Source organism: Synechococcus sp. CC9902, from assembly GCF_000012505.1.
In the GTDB taxonomy this organism is placed as follows: domain Bacteria; phylum Cyanobacteriota; class Cyanobacteriia; order PCC-6307; family Cyanobiaceae; genus Parasynechococcus.
On sequence record NC_007513.1, the window covers coordinates 389,267 to 412,956 of the forward strand.

Genomic DNA, 23,690 nt, shown 5'->3' on the forward strand with positions numbered 1-23,690 from the left:
TGGCGTCGACAACGTGCTGAAACTCGAGCAGTTCGTGGCTCTGGTCGTGGCAGCGGGTCTTGCCATCGTCAGTTACATGCTGTTTTTCAGTTGGGCTGGCGGCGGTGGCTATGAGCCGCGCCAACCCCGACGTGATGAGCTGTCGCGGTTGAAAGCGTCCTCAGAGGTGGCGCTAGGGACAACCCCTCGGGGCAGGTTCGAAAATGGACGTGCAGCAGCACACAACTGGTGATGATTTTCTGTTGGGAAAAGCTCTTCACCCTTCCCTGAGAGGCTTCGCGTCTAGAGACCGCCGCGGGCTTTCACTAACCATCGATTGCTGTCGTCGTCGTCAAGGCTTGCCAGATGTGTTCGCACGTCTTCTGGGGTAACGGGTAGCCCTAGTTGCTTCCCCAATCCGCAGATCGACTCCATCGCACCGCTGGGGTCTTGCAAAGCCTGGCGGAACAGGGCTTGTGTTTGCTCTGGATTGCTGCTGATTTGGGCGTAAAGGGCTGCGGCATTTGAACTCATCGCGGAGCTGACCACTGCTGGAACGCTATTCAGATCTATCCGATTCGTCAGGCAGCTTGTTCAAAGCTTTCATCGCGTTGCCCAAGGGCTGACGCGTCTTCCATGCTCCGTGCGTCCATGCAAAGCACTTTTCTCAGCTGGGCGTAGTTCGCGGCCTGTGAGCCACGACCTTCCTGAACGGCGGCGTACTCCGCTCGCTGCAAAACATGGTGGAGATGGGTGAGCAAATAGGTGCTCACTACAGCCGACACGAGCACATCGCTGTTTTCAGGGCTGCGTCGAGGACTGCGTGTCCGACTGCGCCGAGGGGCGGTGCTGCGCCGGGATTGCAGCGTGGGCTTGGATTTTGGTGTGGACTGGGTCATGCGCGGAGCACTCCGAGGAGGACCAGTGCCCTCAACATAAGCATGGATACTACCCTTGACCACCTCTGTACACTTGCGGGTAACTGAAAGTCGTTCTGACGATCCGGTTGTGCCCACTCGACAGACGTCAGCTAGCGGGAAGCCCAAGTCCCCCAGGATCCAGGTGGTCCTTCCGGAGGATTTGTGTGCCCGGCTGACGGCCCTTGCTGAGTCGGAGTCGCGAACGGTCAGCAACATGGCGCGTGTGCTGATCCAGCAAGGGGTTCAGCGCCAAGAACAAGGTGAGGCCCCTGCAGAAAAGCCCCTCAGTCGAGAGGAACGCTTTCGTTCAGCCCTTGAATCCCAGCAACCCCGTCGACTGCGGGGAGCGCCTCGTCGATTGCGGCTGTATCGGCCTAGTTAGCCAGGGTGCACCAACACGCCGAGAACGCTCTCTCGCGTGGCTCCGGTGATGGATGGTGAATTACCGGGATGTTTGCGCTGATGCCACCAGGCCAGCAGTGCAAATACCAAAGCCTCCCGTGCTTCCACCGGCAGACCCATCTCTTGGCTGCTGCTCAATTGGAGGCCGCGGCAGCGTTGTTGCAGTTGATCCATCAGCACTGGGTTGTGGCGGCCCCCTCCAGCCACGATTAACTCCAGTGGACGAATTCGATCGCGTTGCATCAGTTGCTCCAGGTCTTGGGCCACCACTGCGGCGCTGAAGCTGGTCAATGTGGCGACGGCATCTTGGCTGGAACAGTCCCGGCCTAAGTCGTTGAGACGCTGCTGCAGGTTGGCGCGTCCAAATAACTCCCGACCTGTTGATTTTGGTGGTGGGGATTGAAAATACGGCTCTTGAAGCCAGCGACGAATGCTTGTTTCATCGCTGTGGCCGGCCTTCGCCATGGCACCGCCGCGATCGAATAGCAGTGTTCCGTTGCTGAATTGTTGAACAGCGAGGTCGATCAGGCTGTTGGCGGGTCCGCAATCCCATCCCTGCACCGATGCATCACGGTCGGGGCCACAGCAGGGAGGGATCAACGTGAGATTGGCAATGCCGCCCAGATTGAGCAGGGCGCGCCAACCCTTTGTTCCGCCCAAAAGTGCTGCATCGGCCTTCGGAACAAGAGGTGCACCTTGACCGCCGAGGGCAAGGTCGGCCGCACGAAAGTCGTGTACTACAGGACGCTCTAACAGTTGGGCGAGGAGGGGAGCCTGGAGAAGTTGCCAACTGGCACCCCGCTGTTGGGATGTGGGGGGGCGGTGCCAAATGGTTTGGCCATGGCATCCCACTAGGACGGCCTCTGCATGGGGATCACAGGATCGTGCGGCCATGGCTTGGGCTTCTGTAATTGCTTCCGCTAAATCAAGCCATTGATCCGCACGGCTCGGCTCCCCTTGCCCAGCGCTGACCACCCTGTGGCGTAGAGCCTCGGGGTATGGATGATGCACATGCCGAATCAGATCCCATTGCGGGTGGTTCGGCGACCCTCGAAAGTCGGCCAGAACGGCATCTACTCCATCGGCACTGGTGCCACTCATTAGGCCAAGACAGCGCATGGCTTACATCTTTGGAAGGCGCTGAAGGTCGTCGATCAGGCCCATCACAACGAGCAAATGCCCGAGTTCGAGCACATGGGACGCCGGTGGATTCACCGTGAGGCTGCTCTGAGGGCCAGCAGCCAAAACATTCACCCGGAAGTTTTTACGAAGGTTGAGGTCCCGCAGGGAGCGCCCAACGAACAGTTCCGGAACTTTGATTTCTTCGATGCAGTGCTGCTCGTCCAGGGCGAGTCGCTCCATCAGGTTGGGGCGGACGAGTTCCAGTCCCAGTCGTTCCCCTTGCATTCTTGAGGGGAAGATCACGCGATCGGCACCAACCCGTTTCAGCATTTTTTCGTGCAGATCACTGGTAGCCCGAGCGATCACTTGCTTGACCTGACTCCCTTCACTGTCTTTCGCAATCAACGTTGCGGTGATGCTGGCTTCAATCGGTTCGCTGATCGCCACGACAACGGTTCCCATATCCAGCACCCCGGCCTCCCGTAGGGATTCTTCGTCGGTGCAATCGACTACCCGGGCTTCCACGCTGGGCTCCACCTGTCGCAGCTCCTCAATGGCCCGAGCAGATCGATCCACGGCCAGAACGTCCGCACCGTTTTGCAGCAATTCTCTGCAGACCGCGATGCCAAAACGTCCCACGCCAATGATTGCGAAGCCAAGGCGTTCACTGCCTTGTAACGGGCTCCAATGCCACCACTCATTCATGACGTTGAGGCGTTTGGGCTTGGAATGCACTCAGACATAAAGGTCTTCGCGGGGGTAACCAACCCGATTCTGGCGTTGGATGTGGATTTGCTCCCGCGTTGCAGCTTCCCAGATTGCGCTGAGCAGCAACAGGATGCCGAGACGTCCCACAAACATGCCCACGAGGAGCACGCCTTGGCCAAATCGACTGAGTTCTGCGGTGACCCCTAGATCAAGGCCCACCGTTGCGAACGCCGAGATGCAGGTGAACAGCATCTCCAAAAATGTGAATGGGTCTTCGCCATTGAGGTTGCTGCCAATACTGATTAGTAGTGCCATCCCTAGTACGAACAGCAGCGACGCAACGGTGATGCCAACTGCGCGCAGCACCACTTTGTCTGCAATCTCGCGGTTGCGAATCACCACCGCGTCCCGTCCTCGCAGGGTGGAGCGGGTGGCGGCCATGAGCGCTGCCACCGTTGTGGTTTTAATGCCACCGCCCGTGCCGCCAGGACTGGCGCCAATGAACATCAAGGTCATCAGCAGCAACAAGCCGGATTCGGTGATGTTCTCCAAAGAAAGCGGAATGGTGGTGAAGCCAGCCGTGCGGGCCGTAACGGACTCAAAGAGTGCTGTCATCCAGCGTTCCGACCATGTCATTTCAATGAACACCCCGCCTTTGTTCAGCCACTCGGTCATGGCTAGGCCCAGGGCCCCAAACCCAATGAGAAGAAAAGAGGTGCGCAACACCAGTCGGGAATGCAGGCTGAGGCGTCGGCGGCTGCGACCACGGCGCAACGCCTGGGTGGCGAGGTCACTGGTGACTCTCCAACCCAGGCCTCCCGTGATGATGAGCACCATGACCACGCCATTCACAACGGGATTGGCGTGGTAACGCTCCAGACTGTCCGACCAGAGTCCAAATCCAGCATTGTTGTAGGCAGAGATGCTGTGGAACACCGCTGCCCACAACCGTTCCCCACGATTGGGAATGTCGTCGAATCCGTAGTTGTAGAGCACCAAAGCGCCCAACAAAATCACCACCAGGGCGGTAATGATGATGGCGCGAAAGGTGCTTCCGACTCCTCCCACGCCAAATTCGTCCAGGGTTTGACCTCGGTCCAAGCGGCGGCGTAGGGCTGTGCCATGCATCACAAAACCCTGAAGGAAGGTGGTGATGGCCATCAATCCAAGTCCCCCCGTCAGGATCATCAGCGCCAAAACCGCCTGGCCAAAGGCGGTGAGGTCAACACCGATATCGATGATCGAGAGTCCGGTGACGGTGATGGCCGATGTTGCTGTGAACAGCGCTTCCCAAAGCCCAACGCTGCTGTTGGAACACAGCGGTGTGGCGAGCAGCAGTGTGCCGAGAAACACCACCAGCAACCCGGTCACCACTGTGAATTGCGGCACGGTGAGGCGAAGGCGCCAGCTCTGGCTTCGCTCAATAGCCTTTCGGATTGGCAAGGGCTAGGCCTCAGTGCGACCAGTGTTAGTCAGGATCAGCCGTAATGCCAAAGGATCAGCGCAGGGATCAATGCGGTCATGATCAGCGTCAGTCCTAAGCCATAGCGGGTGACATCGAGAAATCGATACCTGCCTGGGCCGAACACCATCAAGTTGGTTTGATATCCCACGGGGGTGAGGAACGATTGACTTGCCCCAAACAACACGGTGATCAAGAGGGCGAAAGGGGAGAGTCCGAGGGCTGGAGCTAGTTGCACAGCCACTGGAGCTAAGAGTGCCACCGAAGCGGCATTGCTCATGACTTGGGTTAGAAGGGTGGTGCCAAGGAAGATCGCCACGAGGGCGTAGTACGTGGGCCAGCCGTTGAGCCACTGCTGGACTCCAGCGGCTAGGGCATCGGCAAGACCTGTGGTTTGCAGCGCCACACTGAAACTGGTGAGGGAACCGAGCAGCAAAATCACATCGAGGCGGATCGAACGTTGGAGTTCCCCAAGCCGCAGACATCCCGTCGCCACCACCGACACCATTGCTAGCAAAACAGCTGCGACCAGTGGGATGGGGGTGATCGTGGGCAGCAGCAGCATGGCAATGGCGATACTGACGGCCACGGGTTTGCGCCCCACCGTTGGGAGATCGTCTTCCAGCCTGTCGAGCACTAGTAGGTCATTGCTTGCTTGCAGGCCGCGGATCGAATCGAACGGTGCCTGAAGAAGCAACACGTCGCCTTCACGGAGCACCACTTGACCCAGCCGTTCTTGAACGGTTTCTTGGCCGCGGCGCAGCGCTAAAACCGTGGCGTTGTGCCGTTGCCTAAACCGTAGTTCTCGCAGGCTTGCTCCGGCGAGGGTAGATCCTGCTGGCAGCAAAACCTCCACGGTTTTCTGGCCACTGACCTGGCTTGTATTCAGGCTGGAGCCAGCGTTTTGCCCTTGGGTTGTCAGCTGCACGGTGTGGTCTTGTTGGAGTCGCAGTAGGTCGTCTCGGGTGACTCGCAGCAAGAGGTGATCGCCTGCTTCCAAGCGACGATCGGCTAGAGGCGGAAGAAGGCGTTCTCCTCCGCGTTGGATTTCAAGGACATCGACATCAAACCGGCGTTGGAGCCGACTATTCAAGAGTGATCGACCGACCAATTCTGAGGTGTCAGGGATGGTGACCTCGGTGCAGTACCCGCTCCGTTGGGGGCTCAGATCATCCAGATCATTGCCGCGATCTGGGAGTAGGGAACGGGGCGCCAGAACCAAATAGAGCGCCCCAACAAGCCAAATGGGCAGGCTGATCAGCGTGAAGGTGAACAACTCGAATGATCCGTAGCCCAGTTGCTGACTGATGTCGCTCACCAGCAGGTTCACGGAGCTGCCCAACAGCGTGAGCGTTCCCCCTAGCACCGTGGAAAACGACAAGGGAAGTAGCACCCTTGATGGCGAAATCCCATGGCGATGGCACCAGTTCTCAACCAACGGAAGCAAGGACGCCACCACGGGTGTATTGGGGACGACCCCGGAAACGGGTGCAATCACAAAGGCCATCAGCGCGATCAGTCGCCTTGGGGACCGGATTCGCTCTGAAGCAATTAAGCCTCGCAATCGATCGAGGGCTCCACTTTTGAACAGTGCAGCTGAAACGGGGAAGAGTCCGAGCAGCGTGATCAAGGCCGGACTCCCAAATCCAGCAAGGGCTTCTTGGGGACTGAGGACCCCACAGGCCAGTAACAGTCCCAGGCTTAGCAATCCGGTCAACTCTGGAGCCAAAGCTCCAGTGATGAACAGAATCACTGCGAGTCCGAGGACCGACAAGGTGATCAAAGCGTGCGGTGTCTGAAGCGCGCTGATCAACTCCGTCATTGCGCCAGATCGCTTGTCGTCATCGCTGAGGATTCTGCATCGGAATCAAAGAATTGACTGCGCAGCCAGTCTTGAAGGCCCTGTAGGCCATCTCCCCGGACAGCAGAGAGAAACAGTGCATCGGGTTCCTGGTCGCGAATGGAGTGAATCGCTTCGAGCTCACAGCGGTCGATTTGATTGGCCACCACGCGACGAAGAGCCGAACTCCCCAAGGAATCAAGCAAGCGATGCACGGTGCTGAGCTGACCAACCCAGTCTGGATCAGCAAGATCAACCACGATTAGCAGTAAATCCGCATCCAGGGCTTCTTCGAGGGTGGCGCGAAAGGCTTCCACCAAAGGTTTGGGAAGGTCGCGAATGAATCCCACCGTGTCGGTGAGCAACATGCGCTGGGGCCGTTCTCCAGGGCGTGGCAGATCGAGCTTTCGAGTCGTGGGATCGAGCGTCGCGAACAATTTGTTTTCGGCCAAGACGCGATCGCTTTCCCGTTGTCCGCAGAGGGCATTGAGCAAACTGGACTTTCCGGCGTTGGTGTAACCAACCAAGGCAACCCGTGGCAGGCCACGACGTTGATCGCGGAGGCGGCTGCGATGGGCTTGCAATTGTTGTTGATCCCGCAGAAGACGTTCAATTCTTCGACTGATCGCTCGACGGTCTTTTTCCAGCTGGGTTTCACCAGGCCCTCGGGTGCCAATACCGCCCCCTTGGCGCGACATGCTTTGGCCTCGGCCTAAGAGCCTTGGGAGTCGATAGCGCAATTGGGCAAGTTCCACCTGCAGACGCCCCGCAGCACTGCCTGCCCTCTGGGCAAAGATGTCGAGGATGAGCTCGCTGCGGTCTGAAACCGGGCAGTTCACGAGGCGCTCGATGTTGCGCGCTTGAACCGGGGTGAGCTCGCGATCGGTGATCACGAGCGAAGCACCGTTTCGCCGAACTTCTAGGGCAGCCTCTTGGAGTTTTCCTTTCCCCCAGAGGGTTTGGGGATTCGTGCTGCCGCTTTTTTGGCTCATCACAGCGACAGGTTGACCGCCTGCACTGCGAACGAGCCCTTCCAGTTCCGCGAGTTCACGTTCGCTTTCACATGAATCGTGGCCGATCAGCGTGAGTAAGAGCACTCGCTCCATACCCTTGGCTGCCTCGGCGATGGGTTGGGAGCGCTCGTCTTCTAACTCGCGTTCGCAGAGGTCCCGCAGGTCTCCTGATTCTTGGTGGAACCAGCCATCCGATTCATTGGAATCGGGGTAAAGAAGTTCGGCCGTTCGGATCCCATCAGCGCCTGGTTTTGGGGCAAAGCGCAACCACTGCCGTGGGCCGATGTCCAAAGCCACAACGGCATCGGCTGGGTCTGAATTCAAGCCGTCTCTGCAAAAAGGGCAGCTCACCAGTCGCCAGCCGCCGCTTTGGCGACGGGGCGCCTGGGGCAGATGGTTCAGGGGGGAGTCGCTGCCTGAGAGGGGGCCGAGCCAAAGCAGTCGGCACAGGCCCCGTCCATCAATGATCAGGTGCAGTGGGGTTTTGAGTTCCAACACAAGCTCACTCAGGCGCTCCAGGGTGAGCAGCTCAAGCCCGTCCTCTGGATGGCGGCGTTGACTGAGGCGATCGAGCTGACGCTCTTGGCTGCGACGCAGGCCTTTGGTGCGGCCACCGAGATGGGCTTGTTTCAACGGTTCAGCAACCAGGCACCGGCGGAGCGAACACCAACTGATAGGCCGGGCATGCGTGTGAGATAGGCCGCTCTGCGCAGTTGAAAGGCGAGCGGGCCTGCAAGGGTGATTCCAAGCCCAGTCAAGGTGGCATCTCCGATGCCGAGGCTGAGCATTTCTCCTCGATCCTTGAATTCAAAGGTCTGGGGCTCTTCGCCAGCTCGCAAAGCAGCAATCGCATCACCCACGGCTTCCCCTTGCTGCATCGCGACCTGGGCATTCGCTGGGGCTGGGTCTTCGCCGTTCATGGCTGTATCACCGATGGCGAAAACATCAAAACTGTCTTGGAGTCGCAGATCAGCGCGAACGGCTAGGTGGCCTCGATGCAATTGGGGGAGGGGCTGAACAGAGGGCACTTTGGCCTGACTGCCTGCCGTCCAGATCAAACCCTGGTGCTCAATCTCCTCTCCTTCGGCGAACACAACTCGATCGGCTTCAACCCTCGCCACATTTGCATTCAGATGGAGGCAAACGTCTTTCCGCTCCAGGGCAGCAGTGGCGCGTTCTCGATTAAAAGCCGAGCTATTCGGAAGGATGCTGTCTCCCTTTTCAATGAGATGAATTCTGGCGCTGCCGTTCAGGAGGTCTGCCAGCTTGCAGGACAGCTCCACTCCCGTGGGGCCTGCCCCAACAATGGCGAGGGCTGCATTGGCCCGTCTCTGGTGGAGCAAATCCTGGATGCGTTGACGCAGCTCTCGCACATCGCTGAGGTTGCGGAATCCACGGCTGTGTTCCTTCACCCCGGGAATGCCGAAATCGTTGGGTTGTGATCCCGTTGCAAGCACCAATTGCCTCCACGGGATGCAATCCCCGGAACGGGTTTGTAGGGAGTGATTCGAACGATCGATGCTTATTACCTCATCTTGCAACCAACAAATGCCGTGGTGACTCACGAGTTCGTTGTATTGCGGAGCTACTTCCCACTCCTGCAGCTCATGGCTGAGAAGTTCATAGAGCAATGGTTGAAACAGAAACTCTCTGCGGGGTTCGATTAGCACCACACGGCAGTGAGGCAGTCGTTTTTGAATTGCGAGAGCCGCAAACCATCCACCAAAACCGCCTCCGACAATCACCACGGCATCCGCCGAAGAAGTTGGTGATGTCATGGTCGAAACGAGCTTTGTTCAACGATAGGCAAACAGCGAGAACCGGCGACAGGGGAGGATGGCCGCATGACGGAGGGTCCTGACGGAATGGTGCGCACGTCGGCAGAGGTCGAGGCGGCCCAGCAGGCTGATCTGCGGTCTGAATTGCTGCAGCAGAACCGTTTGGCATTGGACGGTCTTGCTCCTCAGGAACGCTTGGCCTGGGCACATCAAACATTTGGTGAGCAGTTTGCGCTCACCACCAGCTTCGGCATCCAATCATCGGTGCTCTTGCACATGTTGAGCCAGTTGCCCGGGGGGCATGCGGTCCCGGTGATTTGGGTCGACACCGGTTACCTCCCTGCTGAGACGTATGCCTACGTTGAGCAGCTCATGGGGTTGGTCGATATCCGTCTCGTTGTGGCACAGAGTGTGATGTCTCCAGCACGGATGGAAGCCCTACATGGTCGCCTCTGGGAAACGGGTGCGGTGGCTGATATGGAGCTCTATCACCGGATTCGCAAAGTGGATCCGTTGGAAGAATCGTTGGACCAGCTGGATATCAAGTGTTGGGCCAGTGGGGTTAGGCGTGGCCAGACCGACCATCGCCGCTCGATGACGTCGCTGGATCCAATTCGGGACAGGCTCTCACTCAGACCAGTCTTGGATTGGACCAAAAAGGATGTTTTCTATTACATGAACGACAACGACTTACCGCAACATCCTTTATTCGAACAGGGCTATTCCACCGTGGGGGATTGGCATTCCAGTGGTCCGGATGGTGGGGATCTCAACGGCCGGGATACGCGTTTTGGTGGTTTAAAGCAGGAATGTGGCATTCACCTGCCTCAGGAGGAGGTGGAAGGACTTTTGGGAGAAGGCATCTGACGTTGACACCCCAACACTGCAAGCAGGTGTTACTGATCGGCAACAGCCGATGGCACTGGGGAGAACGGGATGCTTTCGGTATGCGCTTCCACCATGGTTTGCCAGATCTGGCTCGTCTTGACGGGGAACTGGGGGGATGGGCGGCAGTCGGAGCTGTTCCAGCGCAGTTGATGTCAGCGGCATTGGAACGGCGCATCACGCTTTCGGATGTTCCCTTAAAGGGTTGTCCTCCTTGGTTGGGAGTGGATCGGGCGATTGGTGCATGGGCTGGATGGACCCGCAGTTTGGACTTGTCGTTGGATCTCAGTTCCGGACTGCTGCTGGTGGATGCCGGCACGGTGTTGAGCATCACGGTGCTCTCGCCAGATGGAGAGTTTGTCGGTGGTCAGCTCATCCCTGGCTACAGGCTTCAGCTGCTGGCGATGACGCAAGGGACAGAGGCTTTGCCTGAGATGGTTTTTGCCGCCCCTGGGCAAGAACGCTTTCCAAAAGACACCGTGGCAGCGATGCGTCGTGGCGTCCTTCAGTCGATGGTCAGCCTGGTTCAGGAGGCGCAGAGGGCCTGCGGTGGAAGGCTTTGGCTCTGTGGCGGCGATGCGGAGCTACTCGCCACAGAACTGCGGAGCTCGTCTCCACAACTGCAACTGGATCCGGAGTTGCAGTTGCGGGGCTTGTTCGACTTACTAGACGCGTCGGGTTAATCGAGTCCGAGGTCGCTCAGAAGAGTGTCGGCCATTGTGGCTGCCTTCACCTTGAGATAAAGGCGCTCGATGCGTCCTTCGGCATCGATTACAACGGTGTGACGCATCATTCCCATATATTCCCGGCCCATGAACTTTTTGAGGCCATAACTGTTGTAGAGGCTTGCCACCGCGCAGGGTTCTTCGTCTGTCAGGAGCGTGAATGGGAGCGAGTGCTTGCTGATGAATTTGGTGTGGGATGCAGCGTTGTCTTTGCTGATGCCGAACACCTTGATGTTGTGCTCTTCGAAGCGCCCCCAGCGGTCCCTGAAATTGCAGGCTTCTTTCGTGCAGCCTGGGGTGTCGTCTTTTGGATAGAAATAAAGAATCACCCGTTTACCTTTCAGCGAGGAGAGTTGAACAGATTCACCGTCTTGATTGGGAAGTGTGAAATCTGGAGCGGGATCTCCAACTTGTAGGGCCACAGGTTTTTGAAATTTGATTGATGAATTCGAGCGTACGGCCTATCAAATCGTTGCTGTTGAGCGCTCTCAAAGTCTCAACGGTTGAAGTCAAGAGTTTGGTGGTCCAAATCGAGCATAATTTGCAAGTGAAGTGCAGTTCAGCACTGCGTTTAGGGGCATTTGTTGTGCAGCAAATCTCTAACTGACCAACGGCTGTTGGCGATTTTTCTCTTGACGGCTAGTTTTTTAAATGACATCCCCTATTTGTCGTCCGTGTTTACTCGTCTCGCCGCCGGCATCCTTGCTGGCGCATCCCTGGCCGCTCTGGCTGCACCCGCTGAAGCCGGCACTAGCCGCCCTGTGCGTTGGAACACCGGTGGTGCTGTTTGGACCACCACCTCCAGCGAATTCAAGACTTTCTTCGAAACCGGTGAGGTCACCGACCGCGCTCTTGATGCCGGCATCAACAACTCTGGTTGGACTGCCGAAGAAATTCAAGAAGGCATGACCAAGAGCTACAGCGTCGACATCATCGGCGTATCCCGCTTCTTGAACTCCGATGACGGTGTCAAGTTCCTCAAGGACCAAACCGCGTCTTACTTCCCCTACTGGCGCATGAAGAAGACCGCCGTTGTGGCTCTTCGTTCCGCGATCATTGCCGACTCCATCGACGGCGAGATCTCTTCAGCCAGCATCATGGCTGCTCTGCCTGTCGACTTCCGTCTGGCTGACACCTGTGGTACTTACACCGGTGCCCAGAACGTCTGTGCTCCCGACAAGTGCGAAGGCGACGCCCAGTGCACCTCCTTGCTCTCTTGGTACGTGTTCCTCCCCGCTTGTGTCCAGGCCAATTCACAGCTGCCTGAAGCTCCGGTTCGCACCGTGGCTCCTGCTCCTGCACGCCCCCTCTGGTGATCAGGCGATAAGCCTTGTTCCTGCAGCCCCGGCATTGCCGGGGCTTTTTTTATGCCTTTTCGGTTGACGCGTTGCGCTGATTGACGGACGCGTTGCGCCGTCCGATGAAAAGTTCGTGACGCATGGGAAGGCGTAAACCGCTGCGTCCGATCCCCTCAAGACGTTGGCGAAGCAGGGTCAGAACCGTCGGATCAATGGTTCCCATCGCGACGCGGTAAGAGGAACCCTCCGCGAGCCAGCGGTCTGCCAAGTCAGGCCCCCATGGAAGGTTCAGGGTTTCCAACCAACTGTCTTGTGATCCACTCCATCCTTCCGCTTCGAAGACGTGATGGGCTTGTGTTTGTGCGGCCAGCCATAACTGCTCCTTTTGAAGGAGTGTCTCCAGCTCTGCATCGCTGCTGCTGGCTTGAAGTAGAGCTCCTGCCGGTCCGGCTTCTGCCCTTGTTGTGAGGAGACGGAGGGTGGTGTCGCCATGGGAGTGGTTTTGAATTTGGTGCTCTAGGTCAGTCCAATTCAGCTGTTGAAGGTCGGTGGTGCTGAAGCGACCACCGATCCACTCAAAGGCCTGGTTCGCCTGCAACGTTTCGAGTCCACCGCTGAGGAGTTGGGGGCGAAGTTCGGGGTCAAGTAGTTGGATCTGGGCTTCGATGCGGTGGCGATCGTCGGTGCTGTTGCAGAGCATGGTGACGCCCCCCTCAGGAACAGCCTGTAGGGGATCAAGGGCCCAGATCAGCGACCGGGCTCCAAGGATTAAAACGCGATCGTGGCGTTGCCAAGAGACGCCCTCCCAAAGACGTTTGCGGAGTTGATGCAACCGTTCTCCCTCTTGTCCGAGTTGACGCTGAATCCAGCGCTCTAGGCCGGGACTGTCGGGTCCACTGCTGAGCAGAAGTGGTTGATCAGACGCAAGTTCAGCGGCGGCTGCGAGCTGGGCTGCACGGCGAGCACCCATTCGTTCGCGCCGTTGTCCTTCCCAGCCCAGAGCCCCAGGCTGCCAAAACACTTCGCCTTGCAGCGCTGTGGGCAGATATTGCTGTTCCACCCAATGGTCCGCATAGGCATGGGGATAGCGGTAACCCACGCCATCTCCGAAGGCGTCGCCGTCTCGATTGGCATCGCGTAGGTGGGGGGGGACGTCCTGGCGGTTGGCGTCACGGACGCTCTTAAGGGCATCAAAGAAGCCCAGAATGCTGTTGCTTTTTTCCGTTCCGGCTAGGTATAGAGCTGCTTGTGCGAGGGGGTAGAGCCCTTCTGGTAGTCCGACCCGTTCAAAGGCTGCAGCGCATGCCTCCACCACCACCATCGCTTGGGGGTCTGCTAGGCCGATGTCTTCTCCAGCGGCGATCAACATTCGTCGGAAAATGAATCGGGGATTTTCACCGGCTTCCACCATGCGTGCGAGCCAAAACAACGCTGCATCGGCATCTGAGCCTCGCAACGACTTGATAAAGGCACTGATGGTGTCGTAGTGGGCGTCACCTTGTTTGTCGTACAGAACAGCGCGCTGTTGGATCGACTCCTCGGCCGTGGCGAGGTTGATAGCGATGGTTCCGTCCGTCGTTGGCTCAGAACTTTCCACCGCCAGTTCGAGAGCGTTGAGCAGGCTGCGGGCGTCTCCTCCTGCTACATCGACAAGATGGTTGGCGGCATCTGTGTCCAGCACCACAGAGCGTTCGCCATAGCCCCGGTCTTGGTCTGTGAGTGCTCGTTGCAGGAGCTGGTGAAGGTCTTTGGGTTCCAGGGGCAAAAGCCGGAACAGGCGTGAACGGCTCACGAGGGCTTTGTTCACTTCGAAGAAGGGGTTTTCTGTCGTAGCGCCAATCAGGGTGACGGTTCCGTTTTCCACCCAAGGCAGAAGGGCATCTTGTTGGGCGCTGTTAAATCGATGCACTTCATCGATAAACAAAATTGTGCGCAGCCCGTGCCGCTCAAGCCGCTGTTGTGCGGCATCTACTTCGGCACGTAGATCCTTCACCCCCGCGAGCACCGCATTCAGATTGCTGAAATGAGCGCGGGTGTGGTTCGCCACAATCCTGGCCAGGGTCGTTTTGCCCACCCCAGGCGGGCCATGCAAGATCAAATTTCCAACTCTGTCGGCTTTGATCGCGCGTTGGAGGAGCCGACCTTCCGCCAAGATTCCCTGCTGCCCCTCGAATTCCTCCAGGGTGCGAGGCCGCATGCGATCAGCCAGTGGTGCAAGCCGACGGCGCTGTTGTTCTCCGTGGAAGGCGAAAAGATCCTGATTCACCACAGAGTTGTTAACAAGAAGGGTGTTTGCTTCACCAACGTGATCCTCCTAAGAATGGCGCGCTGAATCACGTGGATGGTCCGAATCGGACATTGATTTAGTCGTTAATCTTTTCAGTTTCTCGATTTCAGCGTTGTTTTGATCAATCTGTTGCAACAGCCTGCATAATCCGTTGAAAAGCTTGAACATCGTGCGTCATCCGCAGCGACTGATTTTTTCCATCGCCGCTTTGATCACCGTGGGGGCTTGTAAAGCCGAGGGCCCTGCAGCACCACCCCCGCCGAAAGTGCAGGCTGTGTCAACGCGCATGGCTGAGTTCACCGAGGGCGTGGATACGGTGAGCACCCTGGAAGCCAGCAATCTGGTGGAGCTAGCAGCGCAGTCTGCTGGTCGGATTCTTGAATTGAAGATTCGCCAGGGAGATGAGGTTGAACCTGGTCAATTGTTGGTGGTTCTTGATCAAGCTCAGCTTCAAGCCCAGCTGGCTGAGGAGCGGGCGAAGGCTGAAACAGCCAAGACCAACTGGGAGCGTTATGAGTACCTCGCGCGGGTCGGAGCGTCATCTCAAAAGCAGCTTGATACCTATCGGACCCAGTATTTCTCAGCCATGGAGCGGGTTAAGGCCACAGAAGCCAATGTCAGTTACAGCAACCTCAAATCACCGTCTGCAGGAACTGTTGCAGACGTGAAAGCAAAAGTTGGTGATGTGCTGCAGCAGGGACAAGTGTTCACCAGTTTGGTGCAAAACAACGAGCTCGAAGCTCGTGTGGAAGTTCCAGCTGTATTCGCGTCACGGTTGGCGTTGGGGCAGCCGGTTCTGCTGAGTGCACCAGGAAAGGATGCAGTCATTGCGACCGGTCAAGTGCAATCCATTGACCCTCGGATTAATTCGCAGACGCAGGGGCTATTGGTGAAAGCGGTTTTTGCTAACACCGATGGCACATTGCGCGATGGTCAACGCTTGCGCACTCGCGTACAAATTGAGGCCAAACAAGACTTGTCTGTTCCATTTGCTGCTGTCACGCAAACCTCTGGACAGAGTTTTGTGTTTCGACTTGGCAGCTTGGATGAGCTCAAGGCCAATCCTGGTAAAGCTGATTTGGACGTTTTGGATAAGGCAACGAAAGCAGGGAAACTTCCGCCAAATGCTCAATTCGCACTTCAAACCCCAGTGGTTGTTGGCGAACTGGAAAATGATCTTTATCCGATCAATAAAGGTTTGAAACCCAATCAGAAGGTGGTGACAACCAATTTGCTCAATCTGAAGCACGGAATGCCTGTTCAAGTGCAGCCTGCAGCCGGTGCATCCGCAACACCTTCCCAAGCAAACTGAGGTTGAACGATGTCTGCTTCTAATAATTTCATCACCAGGCCTGTTCTTAGTACGGTCTGCAGTCTTCTGATTGTGATCGTCGGCCTGATCGCAATTCCAATTCTCCCGATTGAAAACCTGCCGGATATCGCGCCGCCCACCGTGAAGGTGCAGTCCACCTATGTGGGAGCAGATGCCGTTGCTGTTGAGCAAGGTGTCACCTCTGTGCTGGAGCAGCAGATCAACGGTGTGGAAAAGATGGATTACATCACATCCACGAGCTCATCTGATGGTGTGAGTTCTATTTCAGTGTCATTTGACAGTGGAACCGATGGAAATATCAATCAAGTGAATGTGCAAAATCGGGTGTCTTTGGCGGAGCCCCAACTGCCGGAAGAAGTGAGAAAATCAGGGGTTACTGTTAATAAAGCATCAAATTCAATTCTGCTTGTTTATAATTTTGTCAACGAAAATCCAGACCAAGCTCAGTATTCTGTTGAGACGATCAGTGGTTATCTTGATAAAAATCTAACGGACAATGTTAAGAGAGTAAAAGGAGTTGGTGACGTTACCTATTTTGGTAATCGCAAGATTGCTTTTCGTCTTTGGCTTGATCCTGACAAATTGGCGGCGAACAATCTCTCTGCCATAGACATTGTTAATCAATTAAAGAGTCAAAACCGATTGGTTCCTGCTGGAAAGATCGGTGGATCCCCTGCCCCTGAAGGCCAAGAGTTCACCTTTACTGTGCAGCTTCAGGGCCGTTTAACCACTACCCAGGAATTTGAAAATATTGTTCTTCGTTCTACAGGTGACGGTGGACTTGTCCGTTTGAAAGATGTTGGCCGCGTTGAACTTGGTGGTGAAACCTATGGTATCGACGCTATGGATATCAATGGAACACCTTCTGTTGGTATTGCTATTTATCAGCTTTCGGGAAGTAACGCGATTGAAGTTTCCAATGGAGTGAAAGATGTATTGGAAGAGTTTGAGAAAACTCTTCCAGTAGGCCTTGGTGTGCAGAAGATCTACGACACAACCGACTTCATTAGTCAGTCGATCAAAGGCGTGACGAATTCCCTGCGGGATGCCGTGATTCTGGTGGTGTTGATCCTGTTCCTGTTTTTGCAGAACTGGAAGGCAACACTTGTTCCCGCCATTGCGATTCCAGTGGCCTTGATCGGAACGTTCGCCTTGGTTCTTGCCTTTGGCTTCTCGCTAAACCAGCTCACCTTGTTTGGTTTGGTTCTCGCGACTGGCTTGGTGGTGGACGACGCCATCACCGTTGTGGAAGATACCTCTGCAAAAAAAGCGGAGGGTATGACGTCGGTCCAGGCCGCCATCGAAACGATGGATGAGTTGTTTGGCGCCGTAATTGCTACGTCGTTGGTAAAGATGGCAGTGTTTTTGCCAGTGTTGTTTTTCCCAGGTGCGACGGGAACAATTTACAAACAGTTCGCTGCAACGATTTTATTTTCGATCGGTATTTCCACATTTAACGCCCTCACATTCTCTCCAATGTTGTCGGCGTTGTTGTTGTCGCGTGAAACAAAGGAGCTCACACGTCATCAGTACGCAATCGCTGGGGTCACGCTGGGCTTTGTGTATGGCCTCTTAAGTGCTGGTAATGGTGCAATCGCTGCCTTAATTCCCATGGCAGTGGGTGCATTGGTTGGTTTTATCGCCTCAAAAATCACGGGGCTTCCATTGCGGCTTCCCGTTGCAGCTGGTGGGGCAGCCGTTGGGTTGATGTCCACTGGGGTGATTGTCTCCAGTCCAATTCCCGTGGTGTTGTTCACTGTGATCGGTTTTGTGGTGGGAGGCTTTGTGCCGGTGATTTTCACCAATTTCAATCGCTTTTACAGCGGATTTGAGAAGCGTTACGCCACGGTGCTCGACATGGTTCTCAAGGCACGTCCCATCGTGATGGCTGCCTTGGGTGTTGGCATTTTGCTGACAGGTTTTGCCTTCACGCGCATTCCTGGTGGCTTTGTACCGATTGAGGATCAGGGCTATGCCATCGGATTTGTTCAAGCACCTGATGGTGTTTCAAACGAAAAAACTTTGGCGATCAATCGCCAAGTTGCTGAGGTAATGCGCTCCGAAGAGGATATTTCATCTGCTGCATTATTTAGTGGTGCCAGTCTTGATGGCAACGCTCCAAATAAGGGCCTTTTCTTTATCGGCATGAAGCACTGGGATGAAAGGCCTGGAAAGGACCATTCCGTAGCCGCCATTGTGAAGCGCCTCAATCAGAAAATGTATGGAGCTATTGATGCAGGACGGGTTTTTGTTGTGGAGCCTCCCTCCATTCCTGGATATGGCACGGGTGGTGGATTTGAGTTCCAGCTTCTCGACCAGAGCAGTGGTGTTTACTCACTGAATGAATTCTTTGGCACAGCCCAACAGATCATGCAGGCGGGCAATAGCAATCCGATTTTGAGTCGGGTCTATTCACTCTTCTCCCCGCAGGCTCCTCAATACAAAATTGATGTAGACCGCGACCAGATGGCTTCTGTCGGTGTCGACTTTGGAACGGCCATGTCGGCCTTCAGTGTCAATTTTGGTGGGGCCTATGTGAATGACACATTCCAGGAGGGCAAAGTGCGTCGCGTCTATGTCCAGGCGAACGATGTCAGCCGGGCGACTCCCCAAAAGCTGTCGTCGATTTATGTCGGCAATAGCAAAGGCGAGCAGGTTCCGTTGTCTGAGTTCTTCACCGTGAAGCAGACCGTGGGTCCAAGTGTGATTCCCCACTTCAATCTGTATCGCTCCATCAAGGTGGAAGGAACACCGAATGCGGGTAATAGTTCTGGCCAGGCGATTGGTGCCATGAAGCAGATCTTTAACCAGGGAAATTTCCAGGGCTTGGGCTTCGACTGGACCGGTATTTCTAGAGAGGAAGTGAAAGCTGGTTCCCTGGCAGTCGTGATCTTTGCCCTTGGAATCTTGGCGGTGTTCTTGGTTCTTTCAGCGCAATACGAGAGCTACAGCGATCCAATCATCATCTTGCTCACGGTGCCCACAGCTTTGCTCGGTGCCCTTGTGTTCCTCGGTGCTGCAGGACAGGTTCTCAATATTTATGCACAAGTTGGTTTGGTGATGTTGATCGGACTTGCTGGCGGTAATGCCATTTTGATCGTGGATCTGGCCAATCAAAAAATGGGTGAAGGAGAGTCGGCCTTAGAAGCGGCGAAGTTCTCGGCGAAGTCACGACTCAGACCAATTTTGATGACGGCCATCTCCTCCCTCACAGGCTTCCTCCCTTTGATGTTGGCCAGTGGTGCCGGTGCTCAAAGTCAGTCGTCCTTGGGTTTGGTGGTGTTTGGCGGATTGTTGGTGGCCACATTCCTATCCACCCTTGTTGTTCCCGTGTTTTACGTGGTGATGAAATCCCTTCTCGGGCAGGCCGATGCCAAACCTCCCGAAGGAGGTGATGGCGATGGTGGCCAGACCGTTCAGGTTCAATCCACTCCCTTGCCCAGCTAATGCCGACTTCAAAAAGTGAGTTCGAGACCCGCAAGCCTTTCAGTGGCTCCCGCGCCCTGGTGGCCTTGGCGATCGGTTGCACCCTGGGTGCGGCTGTGGCTTACTTCCTCAAAGTTTTGATCGAGAACACCCCCGCGGAGATCGATATTCTTCGCCTCAGGCTTTTTTATTTAATGGTGATTACGTCTGGTGGTCTCGGCGGTTTTGCGATCGAGTCGATGCGTCAACTCCAGGAGGACGCAACGGATCCGATGTATCGCCATCAAAAAGCCCAGCGCGTGAAACGCTGAGCTTGTTGGATGACTTGATCAGGTTCATGTCATCAGATTCAAGTCATCACGGCCAAGTAATCACGGTCAAGTAATCACGGTGGGTTGCTTCATCCCAGTGCGTTCCTCGATTTCCGCAAGAGCGTTGATGGCACGAATCATCTCGCCAAGGGCCACTTGGGGGTCTTGGTTGAGGTCACCGTTGTTGGCCACGTAGCTCTCGAGGTAAACCCGGATCGTTGCCCCTTTGGTGCCGGTGCCCGAGAGGCGAATCACAACGCGACTTCCATCCTCCAAAAGAATCCTTAGGCCTTGGCCCTGGGTGACCGAGTTATCGATGGGATCGGTGTAACTGAAGTTGTCCGCATCCCGGATGGTTCCTCCAGCGAAGGGTTGCCCCTTCAGGCTTGGCAGCATGGCCTCGAGCCGGTCATACAGCCCGTGGGCAGCTTTGCTGTCAACGGCTTCGTAGTCATGACGGGAGTAGTAGTGCCGCCCAAAGCGTTTCCAATGATCCGCCATGATTTCAGCCACGCTGCACTGTCGTTTGGCCAGGATTTGCAGCCAGAACAAGACCGCCCAAAGCCCATCTTTCTCTCGCACATGGTCGCTTCCAGTGCCAAAGCTTTCCTCTCCGCAGAGGGTGATCTGTCCCGCATCGAGCAGATTTCCGAAGAACTTCCAACCGGTTGGGGTTTCATAGCAGTTGATGCCCAACTCCTTGGCCACCACATCCACGGCAGCGCTCGTGGGCATCGAGCGGGCCACCCCGGCTAATCCCTTCGCGTATGCCGGAGCCAAGGTGGCATTCGCGGTGAGAACGGCCAGGCTGTCGCTGGGATTCACAAAACAGTGATGCCCCAGGATCATGTTGCGATCACCATCGCCGTCACAGGCCGCGCCAAAGCGATACCCATCACCTTGGAGAAGGAGCTCTGCCAGGTCGTGGGCGTAGGTGAGGTTTGGATCGGGATGACCCTTGCCAAAGTCCTCCAGTGGAACGCCGTTGCGGACGCTGCCGGCAGGTGCATCTAAGAGACCTTCCAAGATGCGTGTGGCGTAGGGACCCGTCACTGCGTGCATGGCATCGAAGGCGAGCGGGAAATTGTTGCGAAGCAGCGCCTTGATTTCATCAAAATTGAATAACTGCTGCATCAAGGCCACGAAGTCATCCACGCCGTCGATGACCTCCACCGACATGGCACCGATGGAGTGCTGCATGGGCCCATCCAGCGAAACCGGCGTCGCGTCGACGATGGAATAGTGGCTGAGGGTTTTGGTGCACTCAAAAACAGCATCCGTGTACGACGCTGGGGTTGGCCCCCCATTGGCACCGTTCACCTTCACGCCAAAGTCACCATCGGGGCCGCCCGGATTGTGGCTGGCAGACAGGATGATTCCTCCGATGGCGTTTTTGCTACGGATCAGATGGGATGCCGCCGGTGTGGAGAGAATCCCGCCGGTGGTGACGATCACCTTTCCCAGCCCATGGGCTGCCGCCATGCGCAGGATCACATCGATCGCACGAACGTTGCCGTAACGACCGTCGCCGCCAACTATCAAGGTGCCGCCATCTGTACCAGGCAGGGTGCGTAATGCGGCTTCGATGAAGCTTTCGAGGTAGTTCGGCTGTTCAAACTGCTTGCTGCTTTTGCGCAAGCCAGAGGTGCCGGGCTTTTGATCGGTGAATGGCTTGTCGAGACGAACCTGACGTTGGGTCGGTTCCGCAGGGGTCGAGCTGGTCATCTCTACGGGTATGGCGTTAGGGGGAACGTAAACACAGGATCGGCCTTGTCTGAGGTCGAGCCGACCAGTTAACGCCGCTACCCTCAAGACTTCGAAATTTTATTCAGCTATGTCCCGATCGCTTCTAATGTTGCTGTTGGGATGTGTGGTCGCCGGTTCTGCGGTGCAGGCATCGTCGCAGTCTTGGAAGCGGGTCATACCGTTCGAGCAAGCATCGAGTGATGCTGCTACGGCTGCCAATGCCGTGTTGAAGCAGGCGGGTACGGAGGAGTGCCTCAGGGGCAAGCTCTCCAACGCCATCGTGCAGTTGTCCAACAGCTGTGACGTTGCGGGTCTTTCGTCGTCGGTTTGTTTAATGGCGTCCAGCATTGCTGGTGAAGAGAACGAGCTAAGCATGGGGGAGATGATGACCACCTCGAAGCAACTGCTGTTGATGCTCGAGCCATCGACCACAACTCCTTAACTCCAACTCCAACTTCTACGAGATCGAAGACACGCTTTTGTTAAAGAAGCTTGTTCAAGACGACGTTTTTAAGGGATCTCCATAAGACAAGCCACGAGTGTTGACGCTGATGCACTTCTGGATCGTGGATGCTCGATTAAGTGCGTGTTGGAGCCTTTTTCTTTGTTGGTTTGACGGGTTCGCTGCACACTCGCATCAGCCTGCGTGCGGGTTGATCAATGGCATCGCGTCGCCTGAAGCTGTTTGTGGCTGCAACACGTGCTTCTCCCACAAGGCTCCAAAGAACGTCTTTGCAAATGGCAGGGAGACGGGGGTGATCCATCAGTTCGTCTGCACGTTTGCGTGTGCGGTCGCAGGGATCTGTGCTGTTGTTCAGCGAGCAGAGAAAGGCTTCCTTTTGCAGAGTGCTGAATGTGTCTTGGCTTGGCCAAGGCACATAGGTTGAAGCCGCTGGCAGGGGCGCCGCTAAGGCAAGCAGTAGCAGCGTTCGAGTTGGAATCATGACGTTCATGAGCTCATTCTGCCCTGACTATTGTCGAAATGAATGGTTTCTAATTGATGGGATTCGCCCATTGTTGTGAAGGTTGAGCACAAATGGTTCTTGACAGATTTGGCTAGTATTTATGTGTCATGAGCAGTATTTAGTTTAGATTAATTCTTTGCGATTTAACTAATGCGGCCAGAGGTAATATGATTTCAGCCTGCATGTTTCCAGGAATTTGTATGATTTAGCGGATAAGATTGGATGGCTTTTGGGTTTTGACATGCTGTTGTGTCCTTGACGCATCTCCAAGGCCTTGCCGACGCTGATTGCGAATATCAGCAGAAGCGCAGCTTGGCTGATTGGGCTGCTATTATTTTTTCTCCTTCTAAATCTTTATTGTTATCTTGAAATAGATTTTTTAAGATATGTCAGGAGGTCGTCTTCTTTGGCGACTTGAAATATATCGCTGCACTCATTCATTGTCCAGTGATAATCAATGCTTCCTAGATTTTCAAAACAGCTTCTTAGATATCGCATGTCTTTAAAGGTTTTGAAGGGTTTGGGATTCTTTTCTCGGCTTTGGCCGGATGTCAGTGATTTGCTCCAGACAATTGTTTGTGGATTGTCTTCGCAAACAGTCGCATACTCATACTTGACATGAAAAAGTTTTAAGAGGAACAAAATTTTAAATACATCTCCATGCCAGTCTCTGGAGTCCGAAGTTGTTAAAGTACGCCTTGTCGTGACTGCAAAATTTTGATTTCTCATGGCACTATAAACGTCTGATGGACGTGTGTCGTCTATGAGGAAAATCGTTTTTTCGTGAGAGTGAAGAATAGCGTTCACGAAGTCGCGATATGTCTGTTCGTACGCGTGAAGACCATCTAAAAATATTAAATCAAAGTCTGGTATGTCGACAACTTTTGTAAAATAATCATCGCTGGTTTGCTGAAAAAAGCTGATGCCTTTCCTTTCGTGATCCTTTGTCTCGAATCTAAAATTGGGGTCGACGGCATGTTTTTTCGGAAAGTCGACATGATTGAAGGTATGGCCTTGGCTGACGCCAACTTCTAGGTAGCGTGAAGAAGATGTTAGTTCTTTTAAGGCTGTAAGGCGGCGCACGGAATGCCTTGACATCTGAAACTTTGTGATATATCTAATAGTAATACATGATCAATCAGCCAAAGCTTTTTGGCTCTTATGAAGCTCTGAGGTTTTTTCTTGAATCTGGTGGTGGTAATTATCTGCGTCGTCTTTAAGTATCAGCGCTTTGGCGCAGTCTTTTTTCTCTTGTGTAAACAGCCGTCTGTCTATATGCCTTTTTGGATTTGTAGGATGGCTCCGATATTTTGGGTGCAAATAGATGGTCGTTCTAGTTGTTTTTAGGCCCTTTGCGAAATGGCCGTATTGCTTGTTTGCCGCTATTGAGATTTTTCCGAAATGCTTGGCAATTGAGATAAAATTTGCTGAATACTTGGTAGTTGTGGGAATTAGGAGGTGCGACAGTTGAGCGTACTTACTGGCAATTA

22 protein-coding genes are annotated in these 23,690 nt (G+C 55.1%); 9 read left to right on the forward strand and 13 right to left on the reverse strand.

The annotated features are described in order from the left end of the window. Positions 1-13 precede the first annotated feature (13 nt). On the forward strand, positions 14-232 hold the full coding sequence (locus tag SYNCC9902_RS01855; RefSeq protein WP_011359199.1) for a hypothetical protein: 219 nt from the start codon (positions 14-16) through the stop codon (positions 230-232). Positions 233-282: 50 nt separating this feature from the next. On the opposite strand, the gene SYNCC9902_RS01860 is transcribed toward SYNCC9902_RS01855, so the two are convergent. Together SYNCC9902_RS01860 and SYNCC9902_RS01865 are read right to left on the reverse strand one after the other, a co-directional pair. Beyond that, positions 283-513: a hypothetical protein gene (locus SYNCC9902_RS01860; protein WP_011359200.1), complete on the reverse strand. Its 231-nt coding sequence runs from the start codon at positions 511-513 to the stop codon at positions 283-285. Between the two features lie 47 nt (positions 514-560). Then, the gene (locus SYNCC9902_RS01865; protein WP_011359201.1) at positions 561-878 is read right to left on the reverse strand and encodes a hypothetical protein; all 318 of its coding nucleotides are present in this window, start codon (positions 876-878) and stop codon (positions 561-563) included. A gap of 109 nt (positions 879-987) precedes the next feature. Here SYNCC9902_RS01865 and SYNCC9902_RS01870 point away from each other — a divergent pair, with 109 nt between their 5' ends. Further along, the gene (locus tag SYNCC9902_RS01870; protein ID WP_011359202.1) at positions 988-1,281 is read left to right on the forward strand and encodes a ribbon-helix-helix domain-containing protein; all 294 of its coding nucleotides are present in this window, start codon (positions 988-990) and stop codon (positions 1,279-1,281) included. Here the strand turns inward: SYNCC9902_RS01870 and SYNCC9902_RS01875 are convergent. From SYNCC9902_RS01875 to SYNCC9902_RS01900, 6 genes are read right to left on the reverse strand one after another with little or no spacing between them, the layout of a single operon-like run. Beyond that, the gene (locus SYNCC9902_RS01875) at positions 1,278-2,420 is read right to left on the reverse strand and encodes an anhydro-N-acetylmuramic acid kinase (protein ID WP_011359203.1); all 1,143 of its coding nucleotides are present in this window, start codon (positions 2,418-2,420) and stop codon (positions 1,278-1,280) included. The genes SYNCC9902_RS01870 and SYNCC9902_RS01875 overlap by 4 nt on opposite strands. A 3-nt stretch (positions 2,421-2,423) precedes the next feature. Beyond that, positions 2,424-3,128, reverse strand: a complete 705-nt coding sequence (locus tag SYNCC9902_RS01880; protein WP_011359204.1) for a potassium channel family protein — start codon at positions 3,126-3,128, stop codon at positions 2,424-2,426. Positions 3,129-3,158: 30 nt separating this feature from the next. Then, positions 3,159-4,574 carry a TrkH family potassium uptake protein gene (locus SYNCC9902_RS01885; protein ID WP_011359205.1) on the reverse strand — a complete coding sequence of 472 codons (1,416 nt, stop codon included), beginning with the start codon at positions 4,572-4,574 and terminating at the stop codon, positions 3,159-3,161. Positions 4,575-4,609: 35 nt separating this feature from the next. Beyond that, on the reverse strand, positions 4,610-6,415 hold the full coding sequence (locus SYNCC9902_RS01890) for an SLC13 family permease (protein WP_011359206.1): 1,806 nt from the start codon (positions 6,413-6,415) through the stop codon (positions 4,610-4,612). Then, positions 6,412-8,079, reverse strand: a complete 1,668-nt coding sequence (hflX, locus tag SYNCC9902_RS01895) for a GTPase HflX (RefSeq protein WP_011359207.1) — start codon at positions 8,077-8,079, stop codon at positions 6,412-6,414. Before hflX ends, SYNCC9902_RS01890 begins: the two co-directional genes overlap by 4 nt. After that, positions 8,076-9,224, reverse strand: coding sequence for an NAD(P)/FAD-dependent oxidoreductase (locus SYNCC9902_RS01900; protein ID WP_011359208.1), 1,149 nt, complete (start codon positions 9,222-9,224; stop codon positions 8,076-8,078). Before SYNCC9902_RS01900 ends, hflX begins: the two co-directional genes overlap by 4 nt. A 66-nt stretch (positions 9,225-9,290) precedes the next feature. On the opposite strand from SYNCC9902_RS01900, the gene SYNCC9902_RS01905 reads away from it, so the two are divergent. Beyond that, positions 9,291-10,091 (forward strand): phosphoadenylyl-sulfate reductase, encoded by an 801-nt coding sequence (locus SYNCC9902_RS01905; protein WP_011359209.1) that lies wholly within the window; start codon positions 9,291-9,293, stop codon positions 10,089-10,091. Positions 10,092-10,093: 2 nt separating this feature from the next. After that, positions 10,094-10,792 (forward strand): type III pantothenate kinase, encoded by a 699-nt coding sequence (locus SYNCC9902_RS01910; protein WP_232179243.1) that lies wholly within the window; start codon positions 10,094-10,096, stop codon positions 10,790-10,792. Here the strand turns inward: SYNCC9902_RS01910 and bcp are convergent. Next, entirely contained in the window at positions 10,789-11,256 is a 468-nt protein-coding gene (gene bcp, locus SYNCC9902_RS01915; protein ID WP_011359211.1) for a thioredoxin-dependent thiol peroxidase, read from the reverse strand. The two genes, SYNCC9902_RS01910 and bcp, sit on opposite strands and share 4 nt — an antisense overlap. Positions 11,257-11,451: 195 nt before the next feature. Between bcp and SYNCC9902_RS01920 the strand changes: the two genes are divergently transcribed. Further along, on the forward strand, positions 11,452-12,150 hold the full coding sequence (locus SYNCC9902_RS01920) for a protein phosphatase (RefSeq protein ID WP_369776165.1): 699 nt from the start codon (positions 11,452-11,454) through the stop codon (positions 12,148-12,150). Between the two features lie 49 nt (positions 12,151-12,199). On the opposite strand, the gene SYNCC9902_RS01925 is transcribed toward SYNCC9902_RS01920, so the two are convergent. Further along, positions 12,200-14,401, reverse strand: coding sequence for an AAA family ATPase (locus tag SYNCC9902_RS01925; protein WP_011359213.1), 2,202 nt, complete (start codon positions 14,399-14,401; stop codon positions 12,200-12,202). Positions 14,402-14,570: 169 nt separating this feature from the next. On the opposite strand from SYNCC9902_RS01925, the gene SYNCC9902_RS01930 reads away from it, so the two are divergent. From SYNCC9902_RS01930 to SYNCC9902_RS01940, 3 genes are read left to right on the forward strand one after another with little or no spacing between them, the layout of a single operon-like run. Next, positions 14,571-15,731, forward strand: a complete 1,161-nt coding sequence (locus SYNCC9902_RS01930) for an efflux RND transporter periplasmic adaptor subunit (RefSeq protein ID WP_041424767.1) — start codon at positions 14,571-14,573, stop codon at positions 15,729-15,731. 9 nt (positions 15,732-15,740) lie between these two features. Continuing rightward, positions 15,741-19,199 (forward strand): efflux RND transporter permease subunit, encoded by a 3,459-nt coding sequence (locus SYNCC9902_RS01935; RefSeq protein ID WP_011359215.1) that lies wholly within the window; start codon positions 15,741-15,743, stop codon positions 19,197-19,199. Beyond that, positions 19,199-19,489 carry a hypothetical protein gene (locus SYNCC9902_RS01940; RefSeq protein WP_011359216.1) on the forward strand — a complete coding sequence of 97 codons (291 nt, stop codon included), beginning with the start codon at positions 19,199-19,201 and terminating at the stop codon, positions 19,487-19,489. Before SYNCC9902_RS01935 ends, SYNCC9902_RS01940 begins: the two co-directional genes overlap by 1 nt. 66 nt (positions 19,490-19,555) lie before the next feature. Here SYNCC9902_RS01940 and SYNCC9902_RS01945 read toward each other — a convergent pair whose 3' ends face one another. Beyond that, on the reverse strand, positions 19,556-21,214 hold the full coding sequence (locus tag SYNCC9902_RS01945; protein WP_011359217.1) for an alpha-D-glucose phosphate-specific phosphoglucomutase: 1,659 nt from the start codon (positions 21,212-21,214) through the stop codon (positions 19,556-19,558). A gap of 109 nt (positions 21,215-21,323) precedes the next feature. Between SYNCC9902_RS01945 and SYNCC9902_RS01950 the strand changes: the two genes are divergently transcribed. Then, positions 21,324-21,677, forward strand: a complete 354-nt coding sequence (locus SYNCC9902_RS01950; RefSeq protein WP_011359218.1) for a hypothetical protein — start codon at positions 21,324-21,326, stop codon at positions 21,675-21,677. A gap of 136 nt (positions 21,678-21,813) precedes the next feature. Here SYNCC9902_RS01950 and SYNCC9902_RS01955 read toward each other — a convergent pair whose 3' ends face one another. Continuing rightward, entirely contained in the window at positions 21,814-22,179 is a 366-nt protein-coding gene (locus SYNCC9902_RS01955) for a hypothetical protein (protein ID WP_232179244.1), read from the reverse strand. A 381-nt stretch (positions 22,180-22,560) separates the two neighbouring features. Further along, the gene (locus SYNCC9902_RS01960) at positions 22,561-23,283 is read right to left on the reverse strand and encodes a class I SAM-dependent methyltransferase (RefSeq protein ID WP_198001745.1); all 723 of its coding nucleotides are present in this window, start codon (positions 23,281-23,283) and stop codon (positions 22,561-22,563) included. Positions 23,284-23,690 lie beyond the last annotated feature (407 nt).